This window comes from Acinetobacter sp. (genome assembly GCF_036666595.1).
Taxonomy (GTDB): Bacteria; Pseudomonadota; Gammaproteobacteria; order Pseudomonadales; family Moraxellaceae; genus Acinetobacter.
Window position 1 is genome coordinate 161,628 of sequence record NZ_JAVWVO010000005.1, and the last position, 21,164, is coordinate 182,791.

General features: G+C 43.2%; 22 protein-coding genes. 13 read left to right on the forward strand and 9 right to left on the reverse strand.

Annotated elements, in window-relative coordinates:
* Positions 1-20: 20 nt before the first annotated feature.
* Together RR876_RS08875 and RR876_RS08880 are read left to right on the forward strand one after the other, a co-directional pair.
* A complete protein-coding gene (locus RR876_RS08875; RefSeq protein ID WP_332477202.1) occupies positions 21-1,907 on the forward strand; it encodes an ATP-binding cassette domain-containing protein in 1,887 nt (628 codons plus the stop codon).
* 249 nt (positions 1,908-2,156) lie between these two features.
* On the forward strand, positions 2,157-3,095 hold the full coding sequence (locus tag RR876_RS08880) for a lauroyl acyltransferase (RefSeq protein ID WP_332477201.1): 939 nt from the start codon (positions 2,157-2,159) through the stop codon (positions 3,093-3,095).
* A gap of 290 nt (positions 3,096-3,385) precedes the next feature.
* Here the strand turns inward: RR876_RS08880 and RR876_RS08885 are convergent, their stop codons facing one another.
* Entirely contained in the window at positions 3,386-4,495 is a 1,110-nt protein-coding gene (locus RR876_RS08885) for an endonuclease/exonuclease/phosphatase family protein (RefSeq protein WP_332477200.1), read from the reverse strand.
* Positions 4,496-4,680: 185 nt separating this feature from the next.
* On the opposite strand from RR876_RS08885, the gene asd reads away from it, so the two are divergent.
* From asd to truA, 5 genes are all read left to right on the forward strand, one after another.
* Complete coding sequence (gene asd, locus RR876_RS08890; protein WP_004692521.1) at positions 4,681-5,799, forward strand: aspartate-semialdehyde dehydrogenase; 1,119 nt, start codon at positions 4,681-4,683, stop codon at positions 5,797-5,799.
* Positions 5,800-5,940: 141 nt separating this feature from the next.
* On the forward strand, positions 5,941-7,308 hold the full coding sequence (locus RR876_RS08895) for a hypothetical protein (protein WP_332477199.1): 1,368 nt from the start codon (positions 5,941-5,943) through the stop codon (positions 7,306-7,308).
* A 65-nt stretch (positions 7,309-7,373) separates the two neighbouring features.
* Complete coding sequence (locus RR876_RS08900; RefSeq protein ID WP_332477198.1) at positions 7,374-8,678, forward strand: hypothetical protein; 1,305 nt, start codon at positions 7,374-7,376, stop codon at positions 8,676-8,678.
* Between the two features lie 49 nt (positions 8,679-8,727).
* The gene (locus tag RR876_RS08905; RefSeq protein ID WP_332477197.1) at positions 8,728-9,696 is read left to right on the forward strand and encodes an asparaginase; all 969 of its coding nucleotides are present in this window, start codon (positions 8,728-8,730) and stop codon (positions 9,694-9,696) included.
* Between the two features lie 12 nt (positions 9,697-9,708).
* Positions 9,709-10,506 (forward strand): tRNA pseudouridine(38-40) synthase TruA, encoded by a 798-nt coding sequence (gene truA / locus RR876_RS08910; RefSeq protein WP_332477196.1) that lies wholly within the window; start codon positions 9,709-9,711, stop codon positions 10,504-10,506.
* A 54-nt stretch (positions 10,507-10,560) separates the two neighbouring features.
* Here truA and RR876_RS08915 read toward each other — a convergent pair whose 3' ends face one another.
* Positions 10,561-11,568 (reverse strand): AraC family transcriptional regulator, encoded by a 1,008-nt coding sequence (locus tag RR876_RS08915; RefSeq protein ID WP_004692528.1) that lies wholly within the window; start codon positions 11,566-11,568, stop codon positions 10,561-10,563.
* Positions 11,569-11,798: 230 nt separating this feature from the next.
* On the opposite strand from RR876_RS08915, the gene infA reads away from it, so the two are divergent.
* The 3 genes from infA to RR876_RS08930 all read left to right on the forward strand — a co-directional run bounded on the left by infA (position 11,799) and on the right by RR876_RS08930 (position 13,095).
* Positions 11,799-12,020: a translation initiation factor IF-1 gene (gene infA / locus RR876_RS08920; protein ID WP_004692529.1), complete on the forward strand. Its 222-nt coding sequence runs from the start codon at positions 11,799-11,801 to the stop codon at positions 12,018-12,020.
* Between the two features lie 156 nt (positions 12,021-12,176).
* Positions 12,177-12,551: a hypothetical protein gene (locus RR876_RS08925; RefSeq protein WP_332477195.1), complete on the forward strand. Its 375-nt coding sequence runs from the start codon at positions 12,177-12,179 to the stop codon at positions 12,549-12,551.
* Positions 12,552-12,666: 115 nt separating this feature from the next.
* Complete coding sequence (locus RR876_RS08930; RefSeq protein WP_332477194.1) at positions 12,667-13,095, forward strand: hypothetical protein; 429 nt, start codon at positions 12,667-12,669, stop codon at positions 13,093-13,095.
* Between the two features lie 54 nt (positions 13,096-13,149).
* Here RR876_RS08930 and leuB read toward each other — a convergent pair whose 3' ends face one another.
* From leuB to leuC, 4 genes are all read right to left on the reverse strand, one after another.
* Positions 13,150-14,229: a 3-isopropylmalate dehydrogenase gene (leuB, locus tag RR876_RS08935; RefSeq protein ID WP_332477193.1), complete on the reverse strand. Its 1,080-nt coding sequence runs from the start codon at positions 14,227-14,229 to the stop codon at positions 13,150-13,152.
* Between the two features lie 37 nt (positions 14,230-14,266).
* Positions 14,267-14,827 carry a hypothetical protein gene (locus RR876_RS08940; protein ID WP_005400864.1) on the reverse strand — a complete coding sequence of 187 codons (561 nt, stop codon included), beginning with the start codon at positions 14,825-14,827 and terminating at the stop codon, positions 14,267-14,269.
* Positions 14,828-14,926: 99 nt separating this feature from the next.
* The gene (gene leuD, locus RR876_RS08945) at positions 14,927-15,577 is read right to left on the reverse strand and encodes a 3-isopropylmalate dehydratase small subunit (RefSeq protein WP_004692538.1); all 651 of its coding nucleotides are present in this window, start codon (positions 15,575-15,577) and stop codon (positions 14,927-14,929) included.
* 21 nt (positions 15,578-15,598) lie between these two features.
* Positions 15,599-17,032, reverse strand: coding sequence for a 3-isopropylmalate dehydratase large subunit (gene leuC, locus RR876_RS08950; RefSeq protein WP_087011311.1), 1,434 nt, complete (start codon positions 17,030-17,032; stop codon positions 15,599-15,601).
* A 495-nt stretch (positions 17,033-17,527) separates the two neighbouring features.
* On the opposite strand from leuC, the gene RR876_RS08955 reads away from it, so the two are divergent.
* Both RR876_RS08955 and RR876_RS08960 read left to right on the forward strand, forming a co-directional pair.
* On the forward strand, positions 17,528-17,764 hold the full coding sequence (locus tag RR876_RS08955) for a DUF2061 domain-containing protein (RefSeq protein ID WP_004692541.1): 237 nt from the start codon (positions 17,528-17,530) through the stop codon (positions 17,762-17,764).
* A 160-nt stretch (positions 17,765-17,924) separates the two neighbouring features.
* A complete protein-coding gene (locus tag RR876_RS08960) occupies positions 17,925-18,782 on the forward strand; it encodes a LysR family transcriptional regulator (protein ID WP_004692542.1) in 858 nt (285 codons plus the stop codon).
* Positions 18,783-18,841: 59 nt separating this feature from the next.
* Here the strand turns inward: RR876_RS08960 and RR876_RS08965 are convergent, their stop codons facing one another.
* From RR876_RS08965 to RR876_RS08975, 3 genes are all read right to left on the reverse strand, one after another.
* On the reverse strand, positions 18,842-19,348 hold the full coding sequence (locus RR876_RS08965; RefSeq protein ID WP_332477192.1) for a DUF2628 domain-containing protein: 507 nt from the start codon (positions 19,346-19,348) through the stop codon (positions 18,842-18,844).
* A gap of 70 nt (positions 19,349-19,418) precedes the next feature.
* Positions 19,419-19,664: a DUF2789 family protein gene (locus RR876_RS08970; protein WP_004978928.1), complete on the reverse strand. Its 246-nt coding sequence runs from the start codon at positions 19,662-19,664 to the stop codon at positions 19,419-19,421.
* Between the two features lie 178 nt (positions 19,665-19,842).
* Positions 19,843-20,493, reverse strand: coding sequence for an HAD family hydrolase (locus tag RR876_RS08975; RefSeq protein WP_332477191.1), 651 nt, complete (start codon positions 20,491-20,493; stop codon positions 19,843-19,845).
* 182 nt (positions 20,494-20,675) lie between these two features.
* Here RR876_RS08975 and RR876_RS08980 point away from each other — a divergent pair, with 182 nt between their 5' ends.
* Positions 20,676-21,158 carry an RNA pyrophosphohydrolase gene (locus RR876_RS08980; protein WP_004692547.1) on the forward strand — a complete coding sequence of 161 codons (483 nt, stop codon included), beginning with the start codon at positions 20,676-20,678 and terminating at the stop codon, positions 21,156-21,158.
* Positions 21,159-21,164 lie beyond the last annotated feature (6 nt).

The following is a 21,164-nucleotide window of genomic DNA, read 5'->3' on the forward strand; positions in this document are numbered from 1 at the left end:
GAGATTTTTCAGGAAACATTATGGCCTATATTACTTTAAGGGATGTCCAACTTGCGTTTGGTGGACCTGCCTTGCTCGACGGCGCGAACTTTTCATTGGAGCGCGGTGAACGAGTGTGTTTAATTGGTCGTAATGGTGAAGGTAAGTCTACTTTACTTAAACTGATCGAGGGAAGTTTATTACCCGATTCTGGCGAAGTTTCTCTACAAAATGGCATCACCATTTCCATGTTGGCGCAAGATGTGCCGATGGACTCGGGTAAAGTGGCGGATATCGTGGCAGACGGCGCAGGTGAAGCCGCAGATGTGCTCAGAGCCTATCATGAAGCCAGTGATGCTTGTGTATTGGGTGATATGGATGCATGCGACCGTATGGGTAACTTGCAACATAAAATGGATATGTTAGATGGCTGGGCTTTAGAAACCAAAGTCAATTCCATTTTAAGCAAAATGGGCCTAGACCCAGATGCTGATTTGGCTGATTTATCGGGTGGTCGTAAGCGTCGTGTGCTGCTTGCTCGTGCACTCCTCACCCAACCCGATGTACTATTACTGGACGAACCAACCAACCATTTGGACGTTGAAAGTATTGAATGGTTAGAAAAATTTCTACTCGATCAAAATAATTTAACTTTACTGTTCATCTCGCATGACCGTTCATTTGTTGACAGTATTGCAACTCGTATTGTAGAGCTCGACCGTGGCACTTTGCGCAGTTACGAGGGTAACTATTCACGCTACCTCGAACTAAAAGCAATGCAGATGGAAGCAGAAGAAAAGCAAAATGCTCTTTTTGATAAGCGCTTAGCTGAAGAAGAAGTATGGATTCGCCAAGGGATTAAAGCCCGTCGTACCCGTAACGAAGGTCGTGTTCGTGCCCTAAAAGAATTACGTGAACAATCGAAAGCACGCCGTTCACAACAAGGCAAAGTCAGCATGGCGACGCAAGATGCCAATCGCTCAGGTAAATTGGTCTTCGATATTGAACATCTCAGTGTGGCTTTTGGCAATCAAGAACCTATTATCAAAGACTTCTCTGCATTGGTGCTTCGTGGCGATCGTATTGGTCTCGTCGGTGATAACGGTGTCGGTAAAACTACGCTCATCAAAGCTATTTTGGGTGAGATTGAGCATGGCGGATCAGTCAAAACAGGTACACAGCTTGAAGTGGCTTATTTTGACCAATTACGTAATGCACTTGATCTTGAAAAATCGGTGAAGGATAACGTCTCTGAAGGTTCAGATTTTGTCGATGTCAATGGTAACCGTCGCCACATCTACAGCTATTTACAAGATTTCTTATTCTCACCAGAACGTGCACGTACCCCAGTCAAAGCCTTGTCAGGTGGTGAACGCAACCGTATCTTACTTGCAAAATTATTGCTTAAGCCATCCAACTTAATCGTGATGGATGAGCCGACCAATGACTTAGATATGGTGACTTTAGAGCTTCTTGAAGAAATGCTCGGTGGCTACAAAGGTACATTGTTGTTGATCTCGCATGACCGTGCCTTTATGGACAATGTCGTCACATCAACTTGGGTGTTTGATGGTAAAGGTCATATTGATGAATACATTGGTGGTTATCAAGATTATCTTGAACAGCGTCCAGATGACAAAGTCGTCGATCAAAAAAGTGATGTGAAAAAAGCACTTGCAAAAGCAGATGCTGCGCCTAAAAAAGCCAAACTCAGCTATAAAGATCAGCGTGCGCTTGAACAACTACCTGCCGAAATGGAAGCGCTGGAGAAAGAGCAAGCTGAAATCAATGCATTACTCGCAGATGGTTCATTATTTATCTCAGATGCCGACAAAGCCATGACGTTGTCAAATCGTTTGACTGAAATTGATGAGCTATTACTTGAAAAGCTGGAACGATGGGAAGAACTGGAAAATTTAACCAAATAATTTCTCATGAGTTCCATAAAAAAAACTCCGCATCACGCGGAGTTTTTTTTATGGAACTCAGCTGAGGGTGCCCACCACCATCGAGAAGATGTCCATCTCTTCCATTTGGGTGCGTTCGTCTACATCATCCAAGCCTATATAACATCACATTTGCAGAGTGCGAACATCGGGTTGATTCTGAACATTGACCCTTCATTCTTGCTTCATGCTAAACTCTAAACATTCTTTTTTTAGCCTTTATCGCAATTTATGAGTTCGAAGCCAGACTATCAACCCGGTGAATTTCAGTGGTCTTTTCTGCATCCCAAATATTGGGGCGTTTGGATTGGTATCGTCTTTCTCATGATATTGGCGATTCTTCCATGGGCAATTCAACACCGACTGGCAACCCTCTTAGGCAATCTCAGTTTTAAATATATGAAGTCGCGACGTAAAACTACCGTTCGTAATCTGGAAGTATGTTTCCCAGAGTGGTCGGCCCAAGAAGTACTTGAAAATGCGCGTCTGGTTTTTGTCGATCAAATGCTAGGGGTCTTTGAAACGCTGAATGCGTGGTATAACCCAAAGTGGTTTACCGGCCGTGTCAGTATTGAAGGTTTAGAGCATATTCAAAAAGCACAAGCAGAAGGTAAAGGTGCACTGCTTTTAGGAACCCACTCTACTTTGCTCGATGCGGGTGGTTATCTATGCGCGCAGTATTTTGAACCGGATGTAGTGTATCGCCCACAAAATAATCCACTGCTGGATATGCTCATCTACCGCTGCCGCGCCACCATTTATGCACATCAAATTGATCATGATGACATGCGTGGCTTGGTTCGCAACTTAAAAAATGGCCATGCCATTTGGTACAGTCCAGACCAAGACTTTGGTTTAAAACAAGGTGTTATGGCGCCATTTTTTGGCGTTCCCGCAGCGACCGTTACAGCACACCGCCGTTTATTGAAAATGACCAAGGCTGCGGCCATCCCTCTGTATTTTTATCGTGATGGGGATATTAAAAACCCACAATACAAAGTGTTGATTGAACCTGCTGTGGAAAACTTACCCAGTGAAGATGAAGTCGATGATGCGACACGAGTAAATCAAATTATTGAAAATCAACTCCGTATTGCTCCGACTCAATATATGTGGTTCCACCGTCGCTTTAAAACTCGCCCTGCAGGCTATAACAAGATTTATTCTTAATAAAAAAAGGGCTGCTTAAAAAGTAGAACCCGAGTTCTGCGTCCTGCAAAACTCGGGTACATGAGGTTGTGCTTTCAACGTTATTCTTGTTTTATTCGGTGGCATTCCATACCTACATCATATCCATGATGATTTCCATCAGCTTCAACTTCCATACTGGGATGATCCATTCCCGCTCCATCTGCTGATGAGACTAGAATACGGGGATACCAAATGACTAACCATTCGTCAGATTCCCAAATCCCTGTAAGCCATATCCTACACTGATGAAATCCGAGCGCCCCGTATGTTTACTGGTAATCTTTGGCAATTCTATCTGTAACCTGCTTACCTTCTCGTTCCGCTTTCTCAATTCCATCTTCAATCGCCTCCTGCGCTTCTTGCTCATCGGCTTCGGTTTGCTCTAGCTCTTCTTGTACTTGCTCAAACACCCGACCAGTTTGAAGCACCACATATACAGGGAAATGATCTGAACCAATATGTGCTAAACGCTGCATCTGCACTAAGGCAAAATCCGTACTGTGAAAAACATGATCCAGTGACCAGCGCAGTAAGGGATAGTCTGCATGAAAAGTATTGACAAAATGTCGTCCAACTCGGGGGTCTAGCAGTCCACTGATCCGTTGAAAAAGTCGTGTCGTGCGCGACCATGCCACATCATTCAAATCCCCCATCACAATGCAGCTCTCATCCAAATCTTTAATCTGATCCCCGACTATCAATAATTCAGCATCACGTAAAGTAGAGTCTTTGGCTTCGGTCGGACTTGGCGGTTTCGGGTGTAAGCAGTACAGTTGCACTGGCTGTCCTGACCTTAAGATGACTGTGGCATGTATCGAAGGAATTTCATCGCTCAAAATAAACTTAACTTCAATATCTTCAAGCGCTAAACGACTATACAAGTGCATGCCGTACAGATTATCCAAAGGCACTGCAACCCGATAGGGATAGTCATCTTCTAATACACTCAAGGCTTGTTCCCAATGTGCATCCGACTCTAAAGTCAAAATCAAGTCCGGTTGATACTGACGAATTTGTTGCAGTAATAAGTGGTATTGAGTATTGGGCGTTAGTACATTCGACACAATTAATGAAATCTGGCGTTCTGGCTGTAACTCTGTTTTGGCAACCGTTTTGACCTGCTTTTTCCACACAAAAGTATAAGGCAACACCATTTTGAGTTGGTACGCCACTGCCGCAATTACCCCCAGCAAAATGACTTCACGCACCCAATCCCAAGGTGCATCCCAAACCAATATCAAGACAAATGCAATCCACCCCAACGCCAAAATCTGTAAGCGTGGAAAATCTGCGCCTCGAAACCACCATTCATCTCGTGGAATCAGAGACCAGAAGCTTAACCAAATCACAACACATGCCAGCAACTCAACCCAGATCATAGATACCCACTCTTATATTCTTAATTTTTTGTAGATTCATAAATTAATATCAATTTTGCATGTAACATAAACAAGATATATTGCACAATATAATTGCTGTTTTCATTGTGTAGTGCTTGCAGTTAAGCGCTCTTTTGATACACTCGAATCCCCTTTTAATTTTTAACGCACCGAGGCAAAGTGACATGAAAGTAGGTCTGGTCGGTTGGCGCGGGATGGTTGGTTCCGTCCTTATGCAACGTATGGTTGAAGAGAATGATTTTGCTCATTTTGAGCCATTTTATTTCTCTACCAGTAATGCAGGCGGTGAAGCACCTGCGTTTGGCGGTAAAACTGCCCCAGCACTTATGGATGCATCAGACATTAACAGTCTGAAGCAAATGGATGTCATTATTACATGCCAAGGTGGCGATTATACCTCAGAAGTTTTCCCGAAGCTCAAAGCGGAAAACTGGACAGGTTATTGGATTGATGCGGCATCTACACTTCGTATGGAAGATGAAGCCATTATCGTACTTGACCCTGTCAACATGAATGTGATTAAAGACGGTTTAGTGAACGGTACCAAAACATTCGTAGGCGGTAACTGTACAGTTTCACTGATGTTGATGGGCTTAGGTGGTTTATTCCAAAACAATTTAGTGGAATGGGCAACCTCGATGACCTATCAAGCAGCATCGGGTGCTGGTGCTCAAAATATGCGTGAACTCATCTCTGGTATGGGCTATTTATACAACAACACCAAAGATTTGTTAGATGACCCACGCTCTCCAATTCTAGATATCGACTCTAAAATTGCGGAATTACAACGTGGGGAAGGTTTCCCTTCAGCAAACTTTGGCGTGCCATTAGCAGGCTCACTCATTCCTTATATCGACAAACAATTAGACAGCGGTCAGTCGAAAGAAGAATGGAAAGGTCAAGTTGAAACCAACAAGATCTTGGGCAACCAGCAAATCGTTCCGATTGACGGTCATTGTGTGCGTATTGGTGCGATGCGTTGTCACTCTCAAGCTTTAACGTTAAAGCTCAAGAAAGACGTACCACTCGATGAAATCGAAGATATGTTACGTAGCGCGAACCAATGGGCAAAAGTAGTTCCAAATACCCGTGAAGCGTCTATGACTGACTTAACACCTGTAGCTGTAACGGGCACGTTAACTGTTCCTGTTGGTCGTCTGCGCAAACTGAATATGGGCAAAGAGTACTTAGGTGCTTTCACTGTCGGTGATCAATTGCTTTGGGGCGCTGCGGAACCCTTACGTCGTATGCTCCGTATCCTGATTGACTACAAAAACACTTAAGCATTTACCCGCTAAAGTATTAAGCCGATCACACTTGATCGGCTTTTTTTTGTAACCCCGATGTTAACGTTTTACAAATAACACACAACTCGCTAATCTATAATTTTCGCTTTGCGATCTGTGACCGAGCTAAAGATTAAGATGACCGTAAATAACAAATTAAAGATAGCCATTTTAGCCATTATTGCTTCGCAAAATGTGAATGCGATCACTGTCGATCCTATTCAAATTCAGTCTGCGCCTGGGGAGCTATTGTATGCAGAATTGAACTTTCACGATGCCGATCCGAATGCTCCCATTCAAGCCAGTCTAGCCAGCACAGAAGATTTGATGTCTCTTGGCGTCATGCATCAGCCGCCCAGTAATCTGAACTTTTTTACCCGTCGTACCAGCGCCAGTACAGGTGTGATTACGATTACCTCTTCACGTCCTTTAACGGAAGCAGAACTCAACATTGTCGTCAAAATCAAAGAAGGCAATGCGGCACGGCTACAACATATTAAAACAGCCAATAAACGATCGGCAGCACTTCAAGCCCGTACAAATAGTAATGAAAAAGCGTTAAAACCGGTGGTGATTGTCAACGAAAAAGATATTGCGCTGAACTTACCTGTCAGCGCACAATTCAATAGCTTAAAAACAACAGCTGCGCCAACGACAAACACGACGCCCCTCAAACTCAATAACCATACCCCACCAAGCATGAGTGCGACCGCTATTACAGCGCCAATGCAAGTTATTTCAGTGGCCTCTGCTCAAATTGCAGCAGCTGCTCAAACATCAGCTCCACGGGTTGAACCTATTACGCAAGCAAAAAAATCGGCAGATCCGTTGGTGCAAAAGTATGCCGATTCAGTTCAAAAATCAGATGCCCCAATTTCTGCACAGGCCAGCCCACAAACTAGTCCATCGACAGCAAAAGTAACACCTGCTGCCCCTGTAACTACTGCACGCCAAGCCGCACCTCAAAGTGCCCATGTTGTTCGGTCAAATGAATCTCTCTGGGGCATTGCATCGCGTATTGCTGCTGAAGAAAACCGTCCTGTCGGTGAAGTCATGCAACAAATTAAAGCCAAGAATGAACATGCCTTTATTCAAGGTGACGTAAACCGCTTACGTCGTGGTGCCAACCTCAACTTAACGGGCCTACAAACAGCAAAATCAGAACAAAAAGTCTCCGTTTCATCACTTCCAAAACAAAGCTCACAGCAATCTGGCAAGGCGAAATACCGCCTCAATCAAGCCGAGATGAGTTTGGTTGCGGAGAAAGAGCAAGATTCAAGCCACGGTTCTGCCAAGAAGTCGACACAAAAGAATCAAACATCAAACGAGTTGTCATTAAAAGTTATGACATCCCGTGAAAAAACCGTTAAATTACAGAGAAACGTAACACAATTAGAAGTGGCACTTAATCAGAAAGATCAGAGAATTCAATTACTAAACGCTCGTCTTGCACAATTGCAACAACAATTGAAAGCACAACAAACTGAGAAAAAGCCAACACACTAAAGTGTTATTTTGATTATTTGATTTTGGATGAACTTGCACAAAGACAAGTTCAAAAGGGGTAAAACATGCTTATTTATGTGATTCCATTTATCTTACTATTGGTTGTTGCCATAGTCTTAAAAAAGCGTGAGGCGAGTAAAGAAGCAGAACCAAAAACTCAAAAAGCGGTTGCTGCAAAAAACAAAGCCAAAAAAACCAGTTCGTCTAAAAAATCCCCGCAACAAACTCAAGTCGTTGAAGATGTTGTTGCTAAAAAAGCCACAACACCACTCGCTACAGATCTACGTAATAAAATTGAAGGTCAAATTCGCGACCGCAATTTCTTCTCAGCTGAAGCGCAAATCAACCAAGCCCTAAATAAAGACAATTCACAACACGAATTATATTTACTGCTGCTCGATATTCACTTGCTCCAAAAAGACGAGTTTGCCATCAGCCAATTGCTGAATCATTTACGTTCTTTAGAGCTGGATGATATTTTGGCGCAAGCAGAAGCCAAAAAATCGGATTACGATCAATTACATCAAAATAGCCGTGACACGATTGAGTTTAAACCAACTGAAATTGCACCATCTGCACCAAAACCTGTAGAAGCAACCAATACTGCTGACTTTGATGCTCTGATGTCATCAAATAATGCTGCTCCCGCTCCTGTGCAGGCTTCTGTTGTTGAACCTGTTCAAGACATTAAACCGCTTGATTTTGATACCTCAGCATTTACCACCACAACAACAGCTCAACCTGAACCGAGCATCGAAGTCCAAAGCTTAGAATTTGATATCTCTAGTTTAAATACACCAACAGCAGAACCCACCCAACCTACTGAAGAACTTAAACCGCTCGATTTCGGTTCACTTTCTTTAGAAAGCGCGCCGGCTCAACCAGCAGAAACTGCTGCAGCCGACATCCAACCTTTAGATTTTTCGTTCAATCTCGACACTGCGCCTACAACAGCGCCAGAAGCAGAAATTTCGCCGCTTGCTGCGGATGAGCGTCCTGAATTTACATTTGATTTTTCAAGCGAATCCACGTCTGAAGCTGCAAAAGACATCCCTGCTTTTTCTTTCGATACGGTGAGCTCAAGTGAAGCAATAGTAGAAGAAACACCAGCAGTTGTTACGCCAAGCCTCAGTTTTAGTCTAGAGTCTACTGCACCTGCCAATACGGTGGATCAAAGCGATCCTCTGGTACAGTCTTTCCCTCAACTGAGCGAAGTCAATGAAATACACTTAAACCTTGAATTGGCTGAGCAATACATTCAACTCGGCGCTTTCGAAGCTGCACGTGAAATTTTGGTTGAACAAGAACCAAATTACTCTACGGAACAACGTCAGCAAGTCGAACAGTTGCTGAGTCGCATAGCATCCTAAGCCATTTCGTTTTAAACTAAAGCAGTCATCACCGACTGCTTTTTTTATAATGAAAAAAATTGCGCTTATCTATATGGGTGGAACCTTTGGCTGTATTGGCGAACCCTTACAACCAATGCCTGCCGAAGACTTTATTCCCAAGCTCACACATGTCTTGCCGATTCATCTCGACATAGAATGTTTTATTGCACCTGTCATTAAAGACAGTAGCGCCTGCACGGCTGAAGACTGGTTATTGCTAATTCAGCAGATTCAACAATTACAACTGCAACAATTCCAGCATTTTGTCGTGCTTCATGGCACAGATACCTTAAGCTATGCCAGTGCTGTCGCTGCACACTTTATTGTAGACTCAGCACGTGTGATTTTCACGGGTAGCCAATATCCATTGCTTAATGTACAAGGTACAGATACGCGTGAATTTAGCGATGCGATCAGTAATTTGAATTTTGCCTTAGATGCCGTGGTGAAACATCCTGTCGGAGTGTATCTGGCTTTTCATCAACAGGTATTGCATGCGCAAACTGCGCTAAAACGACATACCACAGAACTGGATGCTTTTTCAGGCGTCATGGCTGAACAGTCGATTCCACACAACTTAAAAACACACATAGTACAAACACATAATGTAGAACAATCCCATCAATTCAATTGCCTCAATCTGATGATGCAACCTGTTGCCTTGGTGCAGCAAGTACAAAACTTGAGAAATCTACTCTCCGCACCGCCTCATTTCCTCATTTTACAGGGTTTTGGAACGGGTAATTTAGCCGTAAATGCTGAGCTGATTGCACTTTTCGATGAATTTTACGCACAAGGCTGTGTTGTTATCTTAAGCACTCAAGTCCCTTTCGGCCGTACTGATCAGCGCTATGCAGTTGCCGCTTGGACAACCCAAGCCAAAATAATTGTCAGTGATTGCCTCGGGCATGCAGATCTGTATGCCAAAGCCCTCAAAATGTATTTACAATACCCCAGCGCTGAAGCACGCTTCAGCCATTGGCATGATTTGGGTTAATTTGAGGTACATATGCAACGTTTTGCGATCGGCATTGAGTTTTGTGGAACACACTATCGTGGTTGGCAAACCCAGCAAACAGGTGTGATCAGCGTACAAGAGACGATTGAACAAGTACTTTCTAAAATTGCCAATGAACCGATTAGCTTACATGGTGCAGGTCGTACCGATGCGGGCGTCCATGCCACCAATATGGTGGCGCATTTTGATAGCTCGGCACTTCGTTCAGAGCGCGGTTGGTTGATGGGTAGCAATAGCCAACTGCCAAAAGATATCTCGATCCAGTGGATCAAAGCGATGGATCAAGACTTTCATGCGCGCTTCAAAGCGCAGGCACGTCGTTATCGCTATGTGGTTTATAACCACCCGCAACGTCCTGCTCTTATGCATAAACAAGTCACACACGCTTATTATGCGCTAGATGTGGCAAAGATGATGCAAGCCGCGCAAAAGTTCGAGGGCACGCATAACTTTGAAAGCTTCCGTGCAGCCGCATGCCAATCCAATCAACCTGTGCGCCATGTTAGCCATTGTCGCTTAATTCAACATGGCCCATATTTGGTACTCGACATTCAGGCCGATGGCTTCTTACACCATATGGTCCGCAATATCATGGGCTGCTTACTTGAAATTGGTCAAGGTATGTATGAAGTCGAGCATATTGAGGCGATTTTCGCAGCAGAAGACCGCAAAGCCGCAGGCATTACTGCCCCTCCTGATGGGCTATATTTCATTCATGCCGACTATCCAGCGCAGTTTGAGCTACCAAAGCAGCCGCTTGGGCCGCACTGGCTAAATATGCCCGAATAATTTATTTTTGAATCCTCTTCGCCTGCTTTTTTAAAGGAGGTTAGGAGGAATTTCTTAACGCTGCTTACGCTTGCGATATTCCACTGGGGTTTCATTGGTCCAGCGTTTAAATGCACGATAGAAGGTACTTGGCTCAGAAAAGCCTGTCAAATACACGATACGCTCTACACTTTCTGCCGTATTAGCCAAAAGTTTTTTCGCCAAACGGCAGCGATAATCAGACAAAATTTGCTGGAAGCTGGTATTTGCCTCACTAAGTTGTGTGCGTAAACGCCTTGGGGTAATACTGAGCTGAGAAGCCACTGTTTCAAGTGTGGTTTCGCCACTTTCTAGGGTTGAACCTATCGCGCGACGCACTTCACCCACCAAATCATAACGGGCTAATTCTTGAAGTTTTTCAATCGCTAACTGCTCATGCAGTTGTAATAATTCAGGTTCCGCCTGCCACAACGGATAAGCCAAAATACTTGGGTCAAAATATAAGCGGGTTTCTTTTTGCCCTAGACTGACAGGGCACTCATATACGCGGAAATACTCATCATCAAACGCGCCTTTACTGAAGTTAAAATCAATATAGATCGGTTCAAAGCGCCCTTCAGTAATAAATTTAAAGAACCGTAAAATACCGGACATCGCACATTCAGAAAAATGTCGATTGACTAAATTTTCAGCCCAAGGTTGTTCCCCATTGGTCAAATAACACCGGTCATCTTCAACCACCAACTTGGCATGAAAGGCATCACTGATCAATCGCTGATAAGCCAAAGCGCGTTTCAAACCCTCACCAAAGTTTTCGGATGAAATAAACAAATGCTCAATCACTTGACCACGGTATAAAGGCAGATTTTCACCCAAATGTAGACCGATATCTGGATCGCGACTCACCTCTTCTGCCGCCACCCAAAAAGCGTATTGTGCGCTCAAAGGCGTACGCTCATTGGTTTCCATCTGATTTAATGCAACACCAGCCTTTGTTAAAATTTCTTCTGTTGGCAACCCTGAACGACGAATCGCTTGGTAGCCTAATCGCAATACAACCGATGCATCCGTTAGCTGACCCACGCTAGAACCTTCCTTGTATGTTCTTCATTTATACATAAAACATTAAAATTAGATTAACTGCGATTGACCGAACTGACAACAACTTATACAGTTTTTTTGTTGAAAATATTTATTCCGCTTGTTCGCTTATTTTACTGACAGATGATCAGGCAACCGCCCATTCCGCCTTGTTTTATGCAAAAAAATTGACTATAATTTGCGCCTTTCCAATTTATTCATTCAGGTAGGCTATGGCCAATAAAGAGGAACTCATCGAGTTCGAAGGCGTTGTCACCGAGACGCTTCCTAATACTATGTTTCGTGTACGTTTAGAAAACGGTCATGAAGTGATTGCTCACATCTCTGGTAAAATGCGTAAACACTATATTCGTATTTTGACTGGCGACAGTGTTAAAGTAGAAATGACACCTTATGATTTGTCTAAGGGTCGTATCACTTATCGTGCGCGCTAAGTTTTAGCGAAGCGAAAAAGCCACTTTTTAAGTGGCTTTTTTAATGTCTGCGCTCAGACTAAACGTTATAAATCAGCTATATTTAAACCAATAATCAAACTATAATTAAATGCAATAATAACTTAATACGCCTAAACAATAATGAAAATAACTGCAATGAAGCGAGCAGTTTTACTGTTCCCAATGCTATGTGTTGCTTGTGCCATAACAAGCCAAACTCAGCTCAACCAAACCTTACAACACTATATCGGACAATCGTCAGATCAAGTTCAAAATCTACTCAACCTCAATAGCATGGGCTATAAAGTGCTCGGTGCTCCTGTACATACCCCAGAGAAACTAACCTACACTCTGTTACGCAATATGCCTATTCCGATGGGAACCCCCAACCTTGGAACCAGTGTCAGTATGGGTGCGCCCATTCCGACACCTTCCAGCGGTAGCCTGAATATTGAAATGAAATGCAAAATTGAGTTCAGACTGCATGATGATCTTGTGGAATCTATTCACTACATTGGCAAAGCGTGTTAACGGCCGCGTTATGGTAAGCCGCTTATACCGTTTATCTCAAATTACTCGAATCATACTCAAACGAACGTTCAGATATACAATACTAAAAGGGTCTTTCTCTGCTTAGGGGATGATCATGAAGCCCTTTATTGTCAGTTTCTTTAGTTCCATCTGCTTTCTACTCCTTCAAGCTTGCAGCAGCTCTCCAGCGCAACACCAGACCGTCGTTTTACCCGCTAAAATTGCGCTCCCCGACTATTTAGAACAATATATCGGCCAAGATGTATCGAGCATTCGGCGCGAACTCAACTTACGTCAACTCGGTTATGAAACCTTAGGTACGCCGATTCAAACACCAAACCAACTGAGTTACACGATTGTCAGACGGATTCAAATTCCAACCCCTATGCCCACTATGCGTAGTGACAGCAGTGTCGGTGCGATTCCTATTCCCACACATACGCCATTTTATGATGTTCAGTTAGAGTGCCAAGTCCACTTCTTGTTAAAAGATAATATTGCGCAATCAATTCAATATCGAGGTAAAGCCTGTAAAAGCTATTAAATTTTAGGCATAAAAAAACGCAGCGGATGGCTGCGTTTTCAAATTATTTTTGGCTTAGTTCAGTGCAGCCACAACTGCCTGCCCCATTTCCGCAGTACCCACTTTGCTCATGCCTTCAGACATGATATCAGCGGTACGCAAGCCTTGATCTAGGACATTGCCTACTGCATCTTCAATCGCTTGAGCAGCAGCTTCTTCACGGAAGGTATATCGCAACATCATAGCTACTGAAAGAATAGTGGCTAATGGATTGGCAATATTCTGCCCTGCGATATCAGGCGCCGAACCATGACATGGCTCATACATCCCTTTCGCATTTTCATCTAAGGATGCTGATGGCAACATCCCAATTGAACCTGTCAACATCGCGGCTTCATCAGACAAGATGTCACCAAATAAGTTACCTGTCACAATCACGTCAAACTGTTTAGGCGCGCGCACCAATTGCATTGCAGCATTATCGACATACATATGCGACAAGTTAATGTTTGGATAGTCAGCTTCTTTCATCGCCGTTACGGTTTGCTTCCAAAGCTCCGTCACTTCAAGTACGTTAGCTTTATCAACAGAACAGACTTTTCCGCCACGTAAACTAGCCATTTCAAAAGCCACTTTCGCAATACGCTTAATTTCAGACTCAGCATAAACGTCAGTGTTAAAGCCTTGTTTTTCACCATTCTCAAGCTCACGAATACCCCGTGGCTGACCAAAGTAAATCCCGCCAGTTAATTCACGAACGATAAGAATATCAAGACCTGCAACAATTTCAGGCTTTAAGCTTGATGCATCTGCCAATTGCGGATACAAAATGGCTGGGCGTAAGTTCGCGAATAAATTCAATTCACTACGAATTTTTAACAAACCACGCTCTGGACGAATCGAACGCTCAATGTTGTCCCACTTCGGACCACCCACCGCACCGAGTAAAATCGCATCTGCATTTTTGGCTTGTGCTGCGGTCACATCTGGATAAGGCGAACCGTATGCATCAATGGCAGCCCCACCGAGTAGGCCCTGTTCCCACGTTAAACCTAAATTGAATTGATCATTGACTCGTGTAAGAACCTGTTCTGCGGCTTTTACAATTTCAGGACCAATGCCGTCACCAGCCAAAATCAAAATATGTTTAGACATGAAATATTCCACTGTTGGTGAGTTCTGACTCACACGATTAAAGTTTTTGTTCTACAAACTCGCCCAAGCCATTTAAGACATTGTAAGGTTTGCAAAAACGACGAATTGTTCTTTGGTTTTGCTTTAAATCGACACACAAAGGGTCAGGTGCAGACATATTCAACAAGCTTCCCTGATGTCGACTGCGTGCACGAAACATTCTAAAGGTGTAGCGTTCCGCAGGCTTAAAACGATGAATCACATGCAGCGTTTCAGCACGATCGACCGAAACAGGATAGAAGCGAATCACCAGTTCATGTTGCCCCGCTGGCACTGACAGAAACAAGGCATTCGCTTCATTCAAATCATCTCGTTTTAGACGCACGACCTTCTCTCGAATGGCCTCACGGCTGACGCGATGATTGTCTGCATTCACAATTTTGATCTGATTCCATCGTTCAAACTCGCAGTTCACTGTACCAGTACAGTAAAGCTGTGCATTATTTTTACTCGCTGGGGTATCCTGAATCCGCTTAATGCTTGCCGTATTCATACTTTGGCAGGCAGTTAATGTTCCCACCAACGCCAGTAGAGCGATACGACTGTAACTCGTCACCATTGTTCAAGCCCAACCTTTACCAGTAGCAAAACGTTTAAAATTCTTTTGCTCGATATTAACAAGAGATGGACCCAAGCACTAGATGCATCGAATTTTCAATTAAGCATGAATTTCAGCAAACACCCACGGACGAGATGCTTTGGTCTTTTCTTCATAGGCTTTGATATCATCTGCGACCTGTAAAGTTAAACCGATATCATCCAAACCATTTAACAAACAGTGCTTACGAAATGGATCGACTTCAAATGTGAAGGCTTCACCCGATGGTGTACGCACTTCTTGCGCGTCCAAATCAATCGTTAGCTGATAACCTTCTGTTGCTGCACATTCTTTGAAAAGTTGGTCAACAATTTCTTCAGACAAAATCACAGGTAACATGCCATTTTTGAAACTATTATTAAAGAAAATGTCGGCATAGCTGGGTGCAATCACGGTACGGAAACCATATTCTTCCAATGCCCACGGCGCATGTTCGCGGCTTGAACCACAACCAAAGTTCGCACGAGAAATTAAGATGCTGGCCCCTTGGTAACGTGGCTGATTCAATGCAAAATCAGGGTTCTTAGGACGTTTGGAATTATCTTGTCCCAAAAAACCTTCATCTAAATAACGCAACTCATCAAATAAATTTTCACCAAAACCTGTGCGCTTAATGGATTTCAAAAACTGTTTTGGAATTATCAAGTCTGTATCGACATTGGCACGGTCTAAAGGTGCAACGATACCTTGTTCAACGGTATATTTTTTCATGTCTATGCTCCCAAGCCCGAATTAAAATGAACGCACATCGACAAAGTGACCTGCAATCGCTGCTGCTGCTGCCATTGCTGGACTCACCAAATGCGTACGACCTCCATTGCCCTGGCGACCTTCGAAGTTACGGTTAGAGGTCGATGCACAGTGCTCACCGGGTTGTAATTTGTCTGCATTCATTGCTAAACACATTGAACAACCTGGCTCACGCCATTCAAAGCCAGCTTCAATCAAAACTTTGTCTAAGCCTTCAGCTTCGGCTTGCGCTTTGACTAAACCAGACCCTGGAACCACCATGGCCTGTTTAATGGTACTTGCCACTTTTTTACCTTTGGCCACTTCTGCCGCGGCACGAATATCTTCAATGCGCGAGTTGGTACATGAACCAATAAAGACACGGTCTAACTGAATATCTGCCAACGCCTGACCCGCGGTTAAACCCATGTAATTGTAAGCACGTGTCCAATCATTGCGTTGCACTTCATCTTTGGCTTGTTCTAAAGTTGGTACAGCTTGAGTCACTGGAATCACCATTTCAGGCGATGTGCCCCAAGACACTTGAGGCTCAATCTCTTCACCTTGCAACACCACCACGGTGTCAAAATGTGCATCTGCATCCGAATGTAAGGTATTCCAATATGCAACCGCAGCATCCCACTGTGCGCCTTGTGGTGCATATGGACGGTCTTTGACATAGGCAATGGTTTTGTCATCGACAGCGACCATACCCACACGTGCGCCGCCTTCAATCGCCATATTACACACCGTCATACGACCTTCGATCGACATATCACGGAAGACTTGACCACCAAATTCGATGGCATGACCTGTACCGCCTGCAGTACCAATTTTACCGATAATGGCTAAAACCACGTCTTTCGGTGTTACGCCCTGACCCAATTGACCATCAACACGTACCAACATGTTTTTCATCTTCTTTTGAACCAAGCATTGGGTCGCCAATACATGCTCCACTTCAGATGTCCCAATCCCGTGCGCCAAACAGCCAAATGCACCATGTGTTGCCGTATGAGAATCTCCACAGACCACCGTCATGCCCGGTAAAGTCAAACCTTGCTCGGGCCCCACCACATGTGCAATGCCTTGACGCACATCATTAATGTCAAACTGCACCACATTAAAGGCTTTACAGTTGTCATCTAAGGTTTGAACTTGGATACGTGAAGTATCATCTTCAATACCTGCAATTCCTTCTGAACGCTCTTTGGTCGATGTGGGAACATTATGATCGGGGGTTGCCACATTCGCACTTAAACGCCATGGTTTACGACCCGCTAGTTGTAAACCTTCAAAGGCTTGCGGGGAAGTCACTTCATGTAATAAATGACGGTCGATATAGAGTAAAGCCGAGCCATCGTCGCGTTGTTTTACTAAGTGGTCATCCCACAATTTGTCATACAATGTTTTTGCTTGTTGGTTTTCGCCTGCCATGTCGATTGACTCCACTGGACTGGGTAATTCTTTCATTAAAATCGATTATAGCGACGATTTCACATAAATCTAATTTATCATTTTTATTAATTTAAAAACTTTTTGGAATTATTTTAAATTCATACCTCTTTGTTTCAATCCCTTTGATTACAAGCCCTCAATGCTGGTTTTAATTCAAGCGCTATACGCCTATTTATCAACCTCTTGTAAACCTCGCAGTATATTTCCCAGCTCAGCCATGCAAGGTTTATCCCCTCTAGACCGATGCTTTTGAAGCCCCCTTCGTTTGTCTGAATAGAAAGACAGCGACCTATGCATAGACTAAAGAATGAAATCTACAGAAGCTTGTTTTTTCAAGTCAAACATTCCAAACAATCGACTGCATCGCCTTGCATTCAAAAACCCAATCACGAGCAATTAAAATTTCATTTTGACTTTATTAATGATAATAATTACTATTTACAAATGAAAGGCATTATTGAGAGGGTATTTATCATGGCGAACATTCAGAAATTTGTAGCAAACAATCAGCGCATATTCAAAAAAACCCTAAGCTATTACATCATGCACATAACCGTGGCCATGATTGTGGCTTATTTTGTCACAGGTAACTTATGGATGGCGGTCACCCTCAGTTTATTAGAACCAACCGTGCAAGCCTTCGCATTCTTTTTCCATGAACGTATTTGGGAGAAAAAGAACCGTACAACCGAAGAAAATATTCCCGCTTAAGCCTTTATATCAAGCGCCCTCTCAACTCTCCAAAAGATCACATCAAGTGATCTTTTTTTATTTTAGTCCAGACCCAATAACCTACCATTCATTTTAAAGATCGCAATTCATATAAAATTATTTTATAATTTAATTATAATTTCATAACTAGATTATCCTTATGAATCTTGCAGCCTTCGAAGCTTTTGTAAAAGTCATGGAAACCGGCTCTATTTCTTTAGCCGCAGATCAACTCTTCATTACGCAACCTGCTGTAACCAAACGTATTCATAGTTTAGAAGAATATTTTGGTGTGAAACTGTTTGAATCTGCTGGTCGTGGTGTACAAGCCACGCATGCCGCACATTCATTGCTGCCTAAAGTTAAAAACTGGCTAAATGAACTGGGTGACATTCATCACACCTTGAGTCATGAGCAAGGTATGGTCCAAGGCAAACTCAAAATTGGCACCAGTCACCATATTGGTTTGCATCACTTGCCAAGCCATTTACGTAGCTATGTGCAAAGCTTTCCAAATGTCACCTTAGATGTACACTTTGTCGATTCTGAGCAAGCGCATGAAAAAGTACTGGCGGGTGATTTGGAGCTGGCATTTTTAACTCTACCACCCAAACTCGATGAACGTTTGCAGTACGTCACCATTTGGGAAGATCCACTGGTATTTGTAGCAGCACCGTTTCATCCGTTGGCACAAATGCAAAACCTACAACTCGAAGACCTGATTCAATACCCAAGTTTATTGCCTGCGTCACAAACCTATACCAGCCAAATCACCTTGGCAGAGTTTGAAAAACAAGGGCTGAAACCTAAAATCACCATGAGCAATAATCCACTCGAATCGATTCGTATGTTGGCCTCGATTGGACTGGGTTGGTCAGTGCTTCCAAAAACGATGATTAACCAAGACCTACAGCAGTTGAATGTGAAGTTCGAAATGAACCGTCAACTCGGTATGGTTTGGCATCCGGGCAGAACCCAATCTCGCGCGGTGCAAGAACTAATTGCAATGATGAACTAAGCTTTGCAAAAATAAAAAAACCATCCACAAGGATGGTTTTTTTATTTTGCGCGAGCGAATTAAGAAGCACTTATGGCCAGTGCAACCAGCCCAAGCCAAATCACCAGCAAGATCGAACCAGCTATGAGATTTGTACCACCACGATTTTCTAATTCAGTATGGACGCTTCCACTTCTCAACTGACGAATCTTGTCAATCTGCTGATCAACATGGTGCTTGTACAAGGTATTCCCAAACATTCCAAATGCTACGGCCAAGCCAATATTTGCACCAGAACTTTCAATCCCCAAAAATATTTCCACCATCCCTATGACCACAATCAAACCAATGGCCATAAAGCCATAACTGTACATTTTTCGATAAAACAACCAGACCACACCTAAGAAAAAGGCGGCAATATTAAAGCCTGCATATTGTTTCTTGGGTGTGATTTTTTCAAATTGAGCTTGATAGTAAGACTCATATTTCGCACCGATAAACAGAGCACGATCTTGTTCTAGTTGATGAACTGAAGGTACATGTTCTAAGGGCGTAGAGTCAGAAAAAGCTTGATGATCGACAGGCATAAATCTCTACTTTTATCTTATTTTTATACAGAGAGGCAAAGCTTCGACGCTCAGCCTCTTTGAGTTCTGCTTATTTTTGGATGAGTGAATCTTCATGTAGGGATTCATTCAGCTGATCTACAATAATAGCCCACTCACCGTCCGATTTAATTTTTTCTGCCAAAAACTGACGTTGCGCTTCAGTCCAATACTCTGCGTCAACAATCGTGGTTTGTGCATTGAGCTGATGCGTTACAATAAATAAAGCGATGGCCTCTTCACTCGCATCTAAACCGAGTTGCTCAAACAGGTGGGTCATTCTTGGTCGTACACTCATATTTTTCTCCACGCTTATGTTCTAATTTTTCATAGTCAAAATAGCTTTAGCCAAGGTTCAACATAGCATATTTGGTTAATTTTCCAAGATCAGCCCACCTATAGCCTCACTATTTTATCTCTTTCAAATAAAAAAGACTGCCCGAAAGCAGCCTTTTCAAACAACGAAAGACAGATGCTTAAATCGACCAGTCTTGGATTTCCCATGCCTGCTCTTTAGCCAATACCTCTAGGCGGTCATCTGGATTGACTGCTATCGCATGGTCGGCGTATTCCAGTAAAAAGCGATCATTGATGGAATCTGAATAAGCCCAAGACTCACTGACATCACGCCCTGCCAGCCACTGATCTAAACGCGTCAATTTGCCTTTTTGATAGCATGGTGTATTGATCACTTTGCCCGTGTATTTACCCTCAACCACTTCAGCATTGGTCGCAATAATTTCGCTAATCCCAAACTCACGGAAAATCGGTGCGGTAATAAAATCTGAGGTTGCGGTAATGCCAACCAAAGCATGTCCAGCATCACGGTGTTTTTCAATGGCTGCAAAACCTTCGGGACGCATTTGCGGACGAATCACTTTGTGCATAAACAGTTCATGCAGTTCCGTGAGGTAAGTATTGTCATGTTGAGTTAAAAATTCAAACACAAATTCATTATAGGCAATCGGGTCGAGCTGCCCTGCTTTGTAGTCTTCATAAAATTTATCGTTCATGGCGCGATGGCGAACTGGATCGACCAAGCCTTCATTCACCAAAAACTCTCCCCAAGAATGATCTGAATCGGTGTTTAACAAGGTGTGATCGAGATCAAATAGCGCCAATTTCATGAAAATACTCGTAAAAACTGAAATTTAAGAAAAAATTTGTAAATCTATCTCCGCTAGTCGATAGAAATTCGTTAAGATCATAGCAATTTTAACATTTTTAAACTTTGCTTTTTTCGAGTTGGATACAGAAATAAAAATCCCCGATCGCAAAGTCATAAATTACACAATATTTAGGTAGCCAAATGATCGATTCGGAAGGTTTCCGACCCAATGTCGGGATCATTTTGGCAAACGAGTTTGGACAAGTTTTATGGGCAAAACGCATTGGACACAATGCTTGGCAATTTCCACAAGGAGGTATCCAATATGGAGAAACCCCTGAACAGGCACTTTATCGTGAGCTGAGAGAAGAAGTTGGCTTACTGCCCGAACACGTCCAAATTGTAGCGCAAACTAAAGGTTGGCTGCGTTATCGTTTGCCGCACCGATACATTCGTACAGATTCCGATCCCGTATGTATTGGACAAAAACAAAAGTGGTTTTTACTCAAACTCACTGCTCCCGCTCAGAACATTCGTTTGAATTTGTCTGATCCGCCTGAGTTTGATCAATGGCAGTGGGTCAGTTATTGGTACCCGCTGGGACAAGTTGTGAATTTTAAACGCGATGTATACCGCAAAGCGATGGTGGAGCTGTGCAATCAGCTCCCTCAAAAAAAGCCTTAAAAAATC